The sequence below is a fragment of the Sphingomonas sp. RIT328 genome, assembly GCF_000632225.1.
GTDB lineage: Bacteria > Pseudomonadota > Alphaproteobacteria > Sphingomonadales > Sphingomonadaceae > Sphingomonas > Sphingomonas kyungheensis.
Genome location: NZ_JFYV01000019.1, coordinates 1 through 13,775, shown reverse-complemented (window position 1 = coordinate 13,775; position 13,775 = coordinate 1). Strand labels below are relative to the sequence as shown.

General features: G+C 68.5%; 10 protein-coding genes. 6 read left to right on the top strand and 4 right to left on the bottom strand.

The window, feature by feature from the left end:
- Position 1: 1 nt before the first annotated feature.
- Positions 2-2,236, bottom strand: a complete 2,235-nt coding sequence (locus BW41_RS09815) for a M3 family metallopeptidase (RefSeq protein ID WP_037534074.1) — start codon at positions 2,234-2,236, stop codon at positions 2-4.
- Between the two features lie 165 nt (positions 2,237-2,401).
- Here BW41_RS09815 and BW41_RS09810 point away from each other — a divergent pair, with 165 nt between their 5' ends.
- From BW41_RS09810 to BW41_RS09795, 4 genes are all read left to right on the top strand, one after another.
- Positions 2,402-2,803 carry a hypothetical protein gene (locus BW41_RS09810; RefSeq protein WP_037534037.1) on the top strand — a complete coding sequence of 134 codons (402 nt, stop codon included), beginning with the start codon at positions 2,402-2,404 and terminating at the stop codon, positions 2,801-2,803.
- A 22-nt stretch (positions 2,804-2,825) separates the two neighbouring features.
- Positions 2,826-3,212 (top strand): hypothetical protein, encoded by a 387-nt coding sequence (locus tag BW41_RS09805; protein ID WP_037534035.1) that lies wholly within the window; start codon positions 2,826-2,828, stop codon positions 3,210-3,212.
- Positions 3,213-3,252: 40 nt separating this feature from the next.
- A complete protein-coding gene (locus BW41_RS09800; RefSeq protein ID WP_037534033.1) occupies positions 3,253-4,407 on the top strand; it encodes a DUF1624 domain-containing protein in 1,155 nt (384 codons plus the stop codon).
- Between the two features lie 80 nt (positions 4,408-4,487).
- Positions 4,488-6,698 carry a beta-glucosidase gene (locus tag BW41_RS09795; protein ID WP_152542246.1) on the top strand — a complete coding sequence of 737 codons (2,211 nt, stop codon included), beginning with the start codon at positions 4,488-4,490 and terminating at the stop codon, positions 6,696-6,698.
- On the opposite strand, the gene BW41_RS09790 is transcribed toward BW41_RS09795, so the two are convergent.
- The 3 genes from BW41_RS09790 to BW41_RS09780 all read right to left on the bottom strand — a co-directional run bounded on the left by BW41_RS09790 (position 6,699) and on the right by BW41_RS09780 (position 9,775).
- Positions 6,699-7,613, bottom strand: a complete 915-nt coding sequence (locus BW41_RS09790) for a polysaccharide deacetylase family protein (RefSeq protein WP_037534028.1) — start codon at positions 7,611-7,613, stop codon at positions 6,699-6,701. It abuts the gene before it with no gap.
- Positions 7,614-7,693: 80 nt separating this feature from the next.
- Positions 7,694-8,866 (bottom strand): methyl-accepting chemotaxis protein, encoded by a 1,173-nt coding sequence (locus tag BW41_RS22010; RefSeq protein ID WP_161773127.1) that lies wholly within the window; start codon positions 8,864-8,866, stop codon positions 7,694-7,696.
- 66 nt (positions 8,867-8,932) lie between these two features.
- Positions 8,933-9,775: an alpha/beta hydrolase gene (locus BW41_RS09780; RefSeq protein WP_037534070.1), complete on the bottom strand. Its 843-nt coding sequence runs from the start codon at positions 9,773-9,775 to the stop codon at positions 8,933-8,935.
- 321 nt (positions 9,776-10,096) lie between these two features.
- Between BW41_RS09780 and bamA the strand changes: the two genes are divergently transcribed.
- Together bamA and BW41_RS09770 are read left to right on the top strand one after the other, a co-directional pair.
- Positions 10,097-12,670: an outer membrane protein assembly factor BamA gene (bamA, locus tag BW41_RS09775; RefSeq protein ID WP_081793024.1), complete on the top strand. Its 2,574-nt coding sequence runs from the start codon at positions 10,097-10,099 to the stop codon at positions 12,668-12,670.
- A gap of 151 nt (positions 12,671-12,821) precedes the next feature.
- Complete coding sequence (locus BW41_RS09770) at positions 12,822-13,646, top strand: response regulator (protein WP_081793023.1); 825 nt, start codon at positions 12,822-12,824, stop codon at positions 13,644-13,646.
- Positions 13,647-13,775 lie beyond the last annotated feature (129 nt).

Below are 13,775 nucleotides of genomic sequence, written 5' to 3'. Positions count from 1 at the left end.
CTTACTTCCCCGTCTTGCCGGCCTTCGCCGTCGGCGCGGTCGTCACCGGGCCGTCGCTGACCGGCATCGCCCCGCCCGCGGGGGCGATGCGCGATCCGTCGGCGTTGAGGCCGAGGTCGCTGAGCAGCGGCGCGACCTGCGGATCGGCACCGTTGAAGGCGCGGAACATCGGCGCGTAATCCTCGGTATGGCCCTTGGACAGGATCATGTCGCGGAAGCGCTGGCCGTTGGCGCGGGTCATGCCGCCATGCTGTTCGAACCAGTTGAACGCGTTCGCGCTCAGCATCTTGGTCCAGCTGTAGGCATAATAGCCGGCCGAATAGCCGTTGCCCCAGATGTGCAGGAAATAGCTCGACCGGTAACGCGGCGGCACGTCGGCGACGTCGAGCCCGGTGGCGGCGAGCGCCTGCGTCTCGAACGCATCGGCATTCTGCTTGCCCTGCGCGGCGGTGAGCGAATGCCAGCTCATGTCCATCTCGGCGGCGGCGAGCGCCTCGCCGAAAGAATAGCCCGAGTTGAACGTGCCGGCGCGCTTGATCTTGTCGACCAGGGCCTGCGGAATCACCGCGCCGGTGCGGTAATTGACCGCATAATGCGGCAGCACCTTGGCGTCCAAGGCCCAATGTTCGTTGAACTGCGACGGGAATTCGACGAAGTCGCGCGCCGTATTGGTGCCCGACACGCTCGGATAGGTCTGGTTGGCGAACAGGCCGTGCAGCGCATGGCCGAATTCGTGGAACATCGTCGTCACGTCGTCGAAGCTGATCAGCGCGGGCTGGCCGGCGGCGGGCTTGGTGAAATTGGCGACGTTGTAGATCACCGGCTTGGTGCCGAGCAGCTTCGACTGGTTGACGAAGTTCGACATCCACGCGCCGCCGTTCTTGTTGTCGCGCTTCCAATAGTCGAAGTACATCAGCCCGACGAGCGTGCCGTCCGCCTCGTCGACTTCATAGACCATCACGTCGGGCTGATAGACCGGCAGGTCGGTGCGCCGCTTGAAGGTCAGGCCATAGAGCTGGTTGGCGGCGTAGAAGACGCCGTCGGTCAGCACCTTGTTGATCTCGAAATAGGGCTTCAGCTCGTCCTGGTTGAGGTCGTAGCGGCTCTTGCGCACCTGTTCCGAATAGAAGTCCCAGTCCCACGGCTTGAGTTGGAAATTGCCGCCGGTCGCCTTGATCTGCGCCTGGAGTTCGGCCGCCTCGCGGCGCTGCTCCGCCGCCACCGGCGTGCCGAGCTGCTGCATGAAGCCGAGCGCGGTCTTGGGCGTCTTGGCCATCTGATCCTGGAGCACGTAGTCGGCCCAGGTCGCGAAGCCGAGCAGCTTCGCCTTCTGCGCGCGCAGCAGCGCGATCTGCGCGATCGTGTCGCGCGTATCGTTGGCGTCGCCCTTCACCGCGCGCGTCCAGCTCGCGTTGAACAAGGCTTCCCGCGTCGCGCGATCCTTGAGCGTCGCCAGTTCGGGCTGCTGCGTCGTGTTCTGCAGCGTCAGCACGTATTTGCCCGCCATACCGCGTGCCTTGGCGGCATCGGCGGCGGCGGCGATCTCGGCATCGGACAGGCCGGCGAGCTTCGCCTTGTCGTCGATCACCAGCGCGCCGGCCTTGGCCGCGGCGAGCAGCTTCTGCTGGAAGGCGGTCTCCAGCGTCGACAGGTCGGCGTTGTATTTGCTCAGCGTGATCTTGTCGGCGGGCGACAGCAACGCGCCGGCGCGGACCATGTTCTGATAGGTCAGCGTCAGCACCTGCAATTGCTCGGGGTCGAGGCCCAGCGTGCTGCGCGCGTCGTACAACGTCTTGACCCGCGCGAACAAGGCGGGGTCGAGGTTGATCGCATCCTGATGCGCGGCGAAGGCGGGGGCGAGGTCGGCCTGCGTCTTCTGCAACGTATCGTCGGTGTTCGCGCCGACGACGCCGTAGAAGGCCATGCTGGCGCGCTCGAGCAGCCGGCCCGAGCGTTCCAGCGCGGCGATCGTATTCTCGAATGTCGGCGCGCTGCGCGCCCGGGTGATCGCGGTGATCTCGGCCCGCTGCGCCGCCATGCCGGCGAGCAGCGCCGGGGCATAGTCGCTGCTCTTGATCCGGTCGAACGGCGGCGCCTGGAGCGGCAGGCTGCTCGGCTGGGCGAACGGGTTGCTCGCGGGCAGCGTCGCCCTGGCGGTGGCGGCAGCCGGCGCGGTTTGCGCGAGCGCGCTGCTCGACAGCAGCATCAACGTGGCAGTGGCGGCAAAAAGACGCATCGAATGTCCCATCTCCGGATAGACCGCCTCTCTCGCACCGGTGCGCGGCCGGATCAATGGCAAGCGACCCGGCACGCCGCTTCGCCGACGCGTCCACGATGAACTTAACCTTTGTTAGACAATCGCTTGCTAGGGCGTGCCTTTCCTAACAGCGCGTCCAGACCGATGATCGATACCCTCGAAGACCATTTCACCACCACCGGCGCGCGCCTGGCGACGCTGCGGCAGGCGTGCACCGCGCCGGTGCCGGACATCGACGCGCTCTGCCGCGCGCGCCACGGGCTGATCGCCGCCAGCCTGACCCGCTCGCGCTATATCCAGACCAGCGTCCTGCCGCGGCTGATCGCCGCAACGCCCGCGCTCGCCGCGCTGCGTGACGAACTCGATCGCGATCTCTCGCACCTGCGATCGGCGATGAGCGCGCATATCGCGCGCTGGTCGGTCGCCGCGATTCGCGACGACTGGCAGGGCTATCGCGAGGCGTCGGCACGGTTTCTGGCGCGCCTCGACGAACGGCTGCGGCGCGAACGGCACGTCCTGCTCCCCGCGCTGCGCGCCCTCGCCTGACGCCGACCGGCAAAGGACCGTCATGTCTCTCAGCGATCATTATACCATCGCCTTCGATGCGCCGACGCGCACGCTGCATATCGTCACCAACGGCTTCTGGTCGCTGCCCGTGACCACGATGTTCAGTGCCGACCTGCTCGCGCGCGGCGCGGCGCTCCGGCTGCGCCACGGCAGCTTCTGCACGCTCGCCGACCTGCGGCAGGCGGCGATCCAGCCGACGCAGGTGATCGACGCGCTCGCCGCGATGATGCCCAAGGCGCTCAAGCTCACCAGCGCGCCGATCGCCGCGGTGGTCGGCTCCAGCCTCGCCAAATTGCAGACCGAACGCTATCTCAGCGCCCCCAATTGCCGCACCTTCCTCGATTACGACGCCGCGGTGGCGTGGATGCGCGAGACGTTCGCCGGCTGACCGCCTTGCATTGCGTGTGACATAATATCATACCGCGCGGATGACGCTACCTGCCGCCACCGCCGCGCGCCTTCCCCGCATCGCCTCGATCGATGCCCTGCGCGGCCTCGTCATCCTGCTGATGCTGGTCGACCACAGCCGCGAATTCTTCTTCGCGCAGGTGCCGGTCGGCGATCCGATCGATCTTCGCACCGTACCGCCGGCGCTCGCCGTCACCCGGCTCGCCGCACATCTGTGCGCGCCGATCTTCGTCGCGCTGACCGGGGTCGCTGCCTGGCTCTACGCCGCGCCGCGCGGCGGCGCGCGCGCGGCCGCCGGCTTCCTCGCCAAGCGCGGCCTGTTCCTGATCGCGCTCGAATGGACGGTGATCAACTTCGCCTGGACGTTCGATCCGACCCCGTCGCTCGTCTATCTGCAGGTGATCTGGGCGATCGGCCTGGCGATGCTCGCGCTCGCCGCGCTCGTCCATCTGCCGCGCGCCGCACTGCTCGCCATCGGCCTCGCTCTCACGCTCGGGCACAATCTGCTCGACCCGATCAGCTTTCCCCCGGGCGCGCCGGGGCATGGCCTGTGGGCGATCCTGCACGATCGCGGGATGATCGACCTGCCCTGGGGCGGGCAGGCGCGCACCTCGTATCCGGTGCTGCCGTGGATCGGCGTGATCGCGCTCGGCTATGCCCTCGGCCCCGTCTTCGCACGCGATACGCCGCCGCGCGACCGTCGCCGCCTGCTCGTCGGCATCGGCGTCGCGGCACTGGCCGCCTTTCTGCTCTTGCGGCTCGTCAATCGCTACGGCGACCCGACGGCGTGGCAGACCCAGCCGGATGCGCTCACCACGATGATCGGCATCCTCAACGTGACCAAATATCCGCCCTCGGCCGATTTCCTGTTGCTCACGCTCGGCCTCGGCGCGGGACTGCTCGCCGCGTTCGAGCATCTGCCCCGGCGGGTCGCCAGCGTGCTGGTCGGCTTCGGATCGGTGCCGCTGTTCGTCTATATCCTCCACCTCTATCTGCTGCATGGCGCCAATCGCCTCGCCGCCGTGCTGACGGGGAGCGCCGGGGCGGTCAGCGTCGGATCGGTCGCCGGCATCTGGCTGGTCGCCGCGTCGGTCGCGCTGCCGTGCTGGTTCGCCGCCCGCGCCTTTGCCGCCTACAAGCGCGCGCATCCCGCCCGGTGGCTGCGCTACCTCTGACATCGACAGAAAGACGTGATTTTTCCGTAGACGCCGGCCGTCATATCCGCATGGTCACCGGGCTTGGAGAGGATGCCGCGATGACCATGACCCGCACCGCGTTCGCCGTGATGGCGACGCTGACCGCCCCTGCGCTCGCCGCCCCGGCGGCCCCCGCCGCGCAGCCGTGGGGCGATGCCGCGCTCGCGCCGGCGCGACGCGTCGCGCTGCTGCTGCCGCAGATGACGCGCGCCGAGAAACTCCGGCTCGTCTTCGGCTATTTCGCCACCGACTTCCCGCCCAAGCAGTTCAAGGCGCCGGCCGAGGCGCGGCTCGGCTCGGCGGGCTACGTCCCCGGCATCCCGCGGCTCGGCATTCCGCCGCAATGGCAGAGCGATGCGGGGATCGGCGTCGCCAGCCAGGGCGCCGCGCCGCGCAAGCGCGAACGCACCGCTCTGCCCTCCAACCTCGCGATCGCGGCGAGCTGGGACATTGCGCTCGCCCGCACCGGCGGCGCGATGATCGGCGCGGAGGCGCGCGCCTCCGGCTTCAACGTGCTGCTCGCCGGCGGCGTCAACCTGACCCGCGAGCCGCGCAACGGCCGCAACTTCGAATATGGCGGCGAGGACCCGCTGCTCGCCGGATCGATCGTCGCCGGCCAGATCGCCGGCATCCAGTCCAACCATATCGTCTCGACGATCAAACATTATGCGGTCAACGATCAGGAGACCGACCGCAACGCCGGCAATGCGGTGATCGACCGCGCCGCGGCGCGGATGTCCGACCTGCTCGCCTTCCAGTTCGCGATCGAGCGCGCCAATCCGGGATCGGTGATGTGCGCCTACAACCGCGTCAACGGCCCCTTCGCCTGCGAGAATCCGTGGCTGCTCGGCGAGGTGCTGCGCCGCGACTGGCAATGGCCGGGCTATGTCATGTCCGACTGGGGCGCGACGCATTCGACCAAGCCGGCGGTCGATGCGGGGCTCGACCAGGAATCGGGCTATCCGTTCGACGATGCGCCGTATTACGGCGCGAAGCTGCAAGCGGCGCTCGCCGACGGCTCGGTCGACGAAGGCCAGCTCGACCGGATGGTCGGGCATATCCTCTATGCGATGTTCGACCACGGCCTGTTCGATCATCCGATCACCGCCGCGCCGCTCGACCTGCCCGATGCGATGCTCGCCGCGCATGCCCGCGTCACCGCCGACACCGCGGCGCAGACGATGGTGCTGCTGCGCAATGAGCAGGCGCTCCTGCCGCTGTCGCCGGCGACGCGATCGATCGCCGTCATCGGCGGCCATACCGACAAGGGCGTGCTCGCCGGCGGCGGCTCGTCGCTCGTCTATCCCAAGGGCGGCAATGCGGTCCCGGGGATCGCGCCGACCGCCTGGCCGGGGCCGGTGATGTATTATCCGTCGTCCCCGCTGGAGGCGATCCGGCGGCAGGCGCCGGGCGCGCGCGTCACCTTCGTCGACGGTACCGACGCCGAGGCCGCGGCGGAGCAGGCGCGCGGCGCCGATGTCGCGATCGTCTTCGCGACGCAATGGGCGGGCGAAGGCATGGACGTGTCGCTCACCCTGCCGGACAATCAGGACGCGCTGATCCGCAGCGTCGCCGCCGCCAATCCCAAGACCGTCGTCGTGCTCGAAAGCGGCGGCGCGGTGCTCACCCCGTGGCGTGACCAGGTCGGCGCCTTGCTCGCCGCCTGGTATCCCGGCACCGCGGGCGGCGCGGCGATCGCCGACGTCCTGTTCGGGCGGACCAATCCCTCGGGCCATCTGCCGATCACCTTCCCCGACCGGCTCGACCAGCTGCCCCGGCCCGGCGAGCCCAAGGCCGGCGACGTCACCTATTCGGAAGGCGCGGCGATCGGCTACAAATGGTTCGATCGCCAGCGTCAGACGCCCGCCTATGCCTTCGGCCACGGCCTGTCCTACACGAGCTTCGCCTATGACGGGCTCAGCGTGGCGAACGACGCCGCCGGCGTGACGGCACGATTCAGGGTCCGCAACACCGGTGCGCGGGCCGGCAAGGCGGTGGCGCAGGTCTATGTCGCCGGCGCGGGATGGGAAGCGCCGAAGCGGCTCGGCGGCTTCGCCATCGCCATGCTCGCCCCCGCCGCCGCGACGACGCTCAGCGTGCCGCTCGACCCGCGGCTGTTCGCGACCTTCGACGAAGGCGCACGCCAGTGGCGGATCGCCGCCGGTCGCTATCAGGTGATGCTCGGCGGGTCGTCGGACGCGCCGGCGCAGACGGTGCAGGTGACGCTCGCCGCGCGCACCCTCCCCGCCGGCTGGCACCCGCCCCGCTGATCAGGTGCACAGCGTCGCGGGCGGCAGCGGTGCGTCGGCGGGCACCGGCTTGCCCGCGGCGCGCGCCGCCGCCTCCAGCGTCGCGGTCGGTCCCGGCTTCGCCGGATCGACCGCGGCGGCGTAGAAGGGGTCCGCCTCCGCCGCGGCGAGCGTGGTGAAGCCGAACCCCATGCTGCGATAGAGCGCGAGCAGCCGCGGTGCCATCCGCGCATCGAACGCGCCGAGGTGGAGCAGCAGGACGTAGGGGATGTCATGTCCCATCGCCGCCTTGGCGAGATCGCGCGAGCGTTGCGCCTGTGCCCGCGCCGCAGCGAGATAGCTCGCCTCGAGCGCCTGCACCGCGCCTGCGTCCTGCTTGGCGGTGCAGCGCGCGAAAGCATCGTTCCACGCATAATCGCCGAAGCTCATCGTCACCGCGGCGATGCGATAGCCGCGCGCCTTGAGTCCGCTGCGCACCGCATCGCGGGTCGCCGCCGCCTGCCCCTCCGCGAGGAAGGGATAGCGGAACCAATGCCAGTCGCCCGTCCCCGCCGCCGCCTTGATCCCTGCCTCGTTGCGGTCGGCGTCGGCGAGGAAGGCGGGGGCGCCGACCTGATCGAGATTGACGTGGCCGAAGGTATGATTGCCGATCGGCAGCCCCGCCCGGCGCCACGCCGCGATCACCTTGCCCGCTTGCGCATCGCCCGCGCCGAAGCCGCCGTTGACGAAGCCGGTCGCCGGGGCGTGCTGCGCGGCGAGCGCGGCGATGATCCGCTGCGCGATGACGAGCCGGTCGCCGCCGACCGGCAGCGGTCCGTGCGCGGGCAGATCGTCGAAGGTCAGCGCGATCTGCGGCGCACGCGCCGGCGCGGGGGGCGGCGTCGCGCCCGTCGTCAGCATCGCCGCCACGGCTGCGATCAGCCCCCATCCGCGCATCTGCATCCCCTCGTCACGGCGCGCCCGTCGCGGCCTGTCGCCGATGGGTTCCGCATCGCCGCGCGACTGTCAATCGATAGTCAGCCGATCACCGATCGCTGCCCGGAATTGAGCACCTGCGCGGCATGGACGGTCGCTTCCTTGATCCGGCCGGACAGCGATTTCACCTCATTGGCGACGACCGCGAACGTATTGCCGTGATTACCGGCCCGCGCCGCCTCGATCGCCGCGTTGAGCGCGAGCATCGAGGTCTGCTTGGTCACCGCATTGATGTCGTCGACGATCGTCGACAGCTCGGCGAGCGTGCTTTCATGCGCGGCCCGACGCGCCTCCGCCTCGACGCGGAAGCGCTGCGCGCGCTCCGCCTCGCTGCGTTCCGCGACGCGCATCGCGGTGACGTCGGTCGCCGCCTTGATGATCTTGACGATCCGCCCGTCGGCGTCGCGAATCGGACTATAGGTCGCCTGAAGATAGACCGCGCGGCCGTCGCGCGTGCGGCGACGGAATTCCTCCTGGGCGAAATTGCCCGAACGCAACGCTTCCCAGAAGGCGGCATAAGCGGCGGAGTCGCGATCCTCGTCGAAGCAGAACAGCGAATGATGCCGCCCGACGATCTCGGCGAGCGGATAGCCCATCACGGTGAGCAGATTGGCGTTGGCGGCGGTGATCAGCCCGTCCGGCGTCATCTCCAGCCAGCATTGCGACCGGTCGATCGCCTCGAGCTTGGCGCGATGCTCGATCCCGTCACCCACCTCGCGATCGGCGCGGGCCAGCGCCGCGCCGTTGAGCAGGACGGAGTTTTCCAGCGCGTACAGGCTGTAGAGCGCATGGGTCAGGCGCGCCAGCCGCATCGGATCACCGGCCAGCGCCCGGCACAGCCGATGGTGCCGCGCGTGATAGCTGCGCAGCAGCCCGGCGGTGAAGGCGATCTCGGTGGCGCGATCCTGGCTGCTCGCCCGCCCGCGCCGGATCATCTTGGCGATCAGCGCCGGGGTGAGCCCCTCGGTGAACTTGCGCTCGGTATAGCGGATGTCGCGCGCGATCAGCGTCGCCAGTTGCTCCGCACCGATCCGATAGGGCGTCGTCGCGCCGCCGAACGGCGCCCAGAAGCGCGTGACGTCGTCGGCGATGTCGGCGCGGATCAACGGCCAGATCTCGCGCAGCTCGGCGTCGAGCGTGCCCTCCGGATCGAAGGCGCGGCGCAGCACCTCGACACCGTCCTCGTTGAAGTGGGAATGCTGTAAGTCGTTCATCTCGCTCGCCATATGCGAGCACGTGCTAACCTAGATAAACCCAATATGGCGTTAAGACCGCGTCGCTCACCGTGCCCGGATGAACGCCGCGGCATCGCGCAGCACCGCGGCGCGTCCGCGCAGCGGCGGCGCGATGGCAAGCAGCAGGCCGACATGGCCGATGCCGGCATACCGCTGCAGCATGACCGGCACGCCGCCGGCGCGCAGCCTGGCGGCGAGCGCCTCGCTGTTGCGCGGCCGCACGACCGTATCGTCGTCGCCGACGAGCAGCAGCGCGGGCGGATCGCCCGCCCCGGCCCATGTCACCGGCTGTGTCTCGGCCGGGCGCGGCCAGTCGCCGAACGCGGCACGGCTCGCCTCGACGTCGAACGGCGCGAAATCATAGGGACCGGCGAGCCCGACCAGCCCCTTGATCGCGCCGCGCTCCGCCCCCAGCCAGCGCGCGTCGACCGCGAGCATCGCCGCGATATAGGCGCCCGCCGAATGTCCCATGACGACGATCCGCGCAGGATCGCCGCCATAGGCCGCGGCATGCGCGACGCTCCACCGCACCGCCGCCGCGCCATCTTCGACGAAGGCGGGATAGCGGACCTGCGGCACCAGCCGGTAATCGGGGATGACGACGACGAACCCCTGCGCCGCCAGCGCCTTGCCGACGAAGGCATAGCCGCTGCGCGTGCCGCTGTTCCAGCTGCCGCCGTAGAAGAAGACGACGACCGGTCGGCGCGCGCCGTCGCGGATCCGCGGCGCATAGACATCGAGCCGCTGCCGCGCCGCCGCCCCATAAGCGACGCCCGCCGCGACCCGCCGCGTGCCGCCGTCCTTCGGCACCAGAGTATCGAACAGCCCGAGCGGCGAACAGGCGGCCAGCAGCGCCGCGCCGGCGAGGGCGAAGGGGCTGCGGATCACGACTGCACCCGGCATACCGGAGGCAGGCGCCATCCGGCGGCATCGAGGATCTGCACAGCGTCGATCGGCATCTCCCTCCCATAGCGAGCCCGCGGCGAAAACGATATGCTGCCGACGCGAGCAGCGCTGCTGCCCGATTAAGACGGCACAGGATGCGGCCATGTAGCGCCGCTGTTACAAAGTACAGCGCTCCCTCCTGCAACACTTCAGCGCGGATGCATCGGACATATCCCGGTCCGATCCTGCAACGCCCGGACCTCACGGGACATTCTGGCGACATGGCAGGCCGTCAAAGGCTCCGGCTCCTTGCGAAAGCCGTGTATGCCGCCGATCCGACATTCGACCCTTGCCGCGCTGATCTGCGCGAGCGCGCTGATGACCCCGACGATTGCCGCCGCACAGACCGTCGTGCCCGCGCCGGTACGGCTGATCAAGACGTTGCGCGTCGAAGGGGCGCAGCGCATCGAGCCGGAGACGGTGGTCTCCTACACCAAGCTGCGCGTCGGCATCCCCTACACCGCCGAGACGCTCGACCAGGCGCTCAAGGACCTGCAGGCCTCCGACCTGTTCGTCGACTTCTCGATCGCCGGCGTCGAAACCGGCGACATCGTGCTGCGCGTGCGCGAGAACCCGATCATCAACCGGGTCATCATCGAGGGCAATAAAGCGCTGAAAAGCGACAAGATCACCAAGGAGATCAAGCTCGCCCCGCGGCAGATCTTCACCCGCACCGCGGTCCGCCAGGATGTGTCGCGGATCATCGAACTCTACCGCCGCCAGGGCCGCTTCGCCGCGGTGATCAGCCCGAAGATGGTCAGCCTCGACCAGAATCGCGTCGACGTGGTGTTCGAGATCACCGAGGGCCCCAAGTCCAAGGTCCGCCAGATCAACATCATCGGCAATACGGTGTTCAGCGACGCCAAATTGCGCAGCGCCATGGTGACCAAGGAATCGCGCTGGTTCCGCTTGCTGTCGTCGAACACCAGCTACGATCAGGACCGGCTCAACTACGACCAGCAGAAGCTGCGCCAATTCTACCTGACCGAAGGCTATGCCGATTTCCGCGTCACCAGCGCGGTGGCGGAACTCACCCCCGACAAACGCGACTTCATCATCACCTACGTGGTCGAGGAAGGGAAGCGCTACACGTTCGGCGACGTCACCGTCGACAGCGAGATCCGCGACTTCGACAGCACGAAACTCGCCGCGTCGCTGCCGATCAAGAAGGGCGACTGGTACAATGCCAAGCTCGTCGAAAATTCGGTCGACCAGCTGAGCGAGGCGGCCGGGCTGTTCGGCTATGCCTTCACCGACGTGTCGCCCGATTTTCAGCGCGATCCCGACACGCTGACGATGGGGATGAACTTCCACATCGCGCAGGCGCAGCGCACCTATGTCGAGCGGATCGACATCAACGGCAACACGCAGACCCAGGACAAGGTGGTCCGCCGCGAGATCCGCCTGGCGGAAGGCGACGCGTTCAACAGCTTCCAGGTCAAGCGCTCGCAGGATCGCATCAACAGCCTCGGCTTCTTCCAGGACAAGATGGAGATCAAACAGGTCCCCGGCTCCGCCGCCGATCGCGTCGTCCTCCAGACCAACGTCGAGGAGAAGAGCAGCGGCGAGCTGCAATTGTCGGTCGGCTATTCCAGCCTGGAAAGCTTCATCGCCCAGGCGAGCGTCACGCAGCGCAATTTCCGCGGCAAGGGCCAGGAATTGCGGCTAAGCGCGAGCGTCTCCTCCTATGCCAAGTCGGTCAATGCCGGCTTCACCGAACCCTATCTGTTCGACACCAACATCGCGCTCGGCGGCGACATCTTCCGCCGCGACTACAGCTCGTACAGCACGTCGACCAGTTCGAGCAGCTCCGCCTATGAACAGGTGATCACCGGCTTCCAGATCCGCGCCGGCATGCCGCTCAACGAATATTGGTCGCTGTCGGCGCGCTACGGCCTGTCCTACGATCAGGTCACGCTCGACGCCGACACGTATTATACCAACGGGGTGTGCGATACGGCGATCGCCGGCACCTATCTGTGCGATGCGGTCGGCAGCCGCTGGACCTCGTCGGTCGGTTATTCCTTGCTCTTCGACAGCACCAACAGCCGGCTGCGCCCGACCCGCGGCCGCCGCGTCACCTTCAGCCAGGATTTCGCCGGCCTGGGCGGCGACACGCGCTATATCCGCACCACCGCCAACGCCTCCCAATATGTCGACCTGGGATCGAACTTCGTCTTCACCGCCCATGCCGAGGGCGGCTATATCAAGGGGCTGGGGCAGGACGTGCGGCTGACCGACCGTTTCTACCTCGGCGATCCGCAGATGCGTGGCTTCGACATCCGCGGCGTCGGGCCGAGCGTGACGCGCAGCTATTACGATACGTCGACGGTGCCGGCGACGGTCACCGACAGCAGCACGACGACACGCACCGCGCTCGGCGGCACCGCTTATTACCAGACGCGGTTCGAACTCGAACTGCCGCTCGGCGCCGGCGCGCGCGAGCTCGGCCTGCGGCCGTCGATCTATCTCGATGTCGGCGCTGTGTTCGGCGGGACCAAGCCGACGCTGGTCGATACCTGCGCGGTCGCCAATGCCGCCGCGACCGCCTGCGTCGCGGGCACGCGGCAATATACCAACAGCGCCGGCGAGTTGCTCTATCTCGACAGCAGCGGCGCGACGACGACGACCAACACCGGCACCGCTTATACCTATACGCTCGGCAGCTATCGTGAGACCTATAGCGGCAATACCGCGCGGCCGCGTGTGTCGCTCGGCGTCGGCGTCAACTGGACCTCGCCGTTCGGGCCATTGCGCATCGATCTCGCCAAGGCGCTGGTCAAGTCACCGGGGGACGACACCAAGCTGGTGACGTTCAACGTCGGCGGGTCGTTCTAGGCGGAACGACCCGTCGCGCGTCACGAATCGGCACGTCCCCGATGCGATGATGCGGCACTGCAACATCCTGACATTTCGCTGACAAGCCAGCTTGCCAGATCATCGCAACGTAACGGCTCCGGCCGGGCCATCGCTGATCAGGACATGAACCATGACGAATGACACGCCCCCGCTCGGCCGCGCCGCCACCCCGCCGCCCGGCGCGGTGCCGCCCGACGCGCCGGCGGTGGTGATCGTCGACCAGGACGCCGGCGTGACCGCCGCGCTGGCGGAGATGCTACTCGACAACGGCATCGGCGCGACGGCGGTGGCGAGCACGCATGCCCTGCTCGATCATCACCGGCTGCACCGCTGCGACGTCGTCATCCTCGACATGGCGGCCTGCGGCGACGGCGGACTGTCGGTGATGCGCTCGCTCACCGACGGACAGCGCAGCCCGGCGATCATCGTGATGACCAGGCTCGCCACCGAGGTCGACCGGATCGTCGCGCTCGAAATGGGCGCCGACGATTGCGTCGCGCGGCCGATCAGCCCGCGCGAGATGCTGGCGCGGGTGCGCGCGGTGCTGCGGCGGCGCAACCGGCTGTCGCGCGACGGCGTCCGCCCGATCGCGTCGACCGCGCTGCCGCCGGTCGAGGTCGCCTGCTTCGCCGGCTGGGCGTTCGACGTGCGGTCGCGCCGGCTGGTGTCGCCCGCCGGCGAGCCGGTGCCGCTGACCAACGGCGAATTCGGCATGCTCGCCACCTTCGTCACCGCGCCGCAGACGGTGCACAGCCGCGAGGAGCTGGTGCGCGCCTATGGCCGCGAATGGGGCAATCCGCATGATCGCTCGATCGACGTCAACCTCAGCCGCCTGCGTCGCAAGCTCGCGCTGCATGCCCGCGACGAGCTGATCCGCACGGTGCGCAACGGCGGCTATCTGTTCGTACCGATCGTCCATTATCGCCGCCCGGGCGAGACGGCGCTGGCGAATTAGGAAAATTGCAACAGGATTCGGATGTGGTCGCGGACATGCCCGCGAAATTCCGGGGACATGTTGCCCACATACAACAGTCTTCAGCGGCATGATTGCCCGCCCCCCCCCTCGTCCAGGACCCTTGCGATG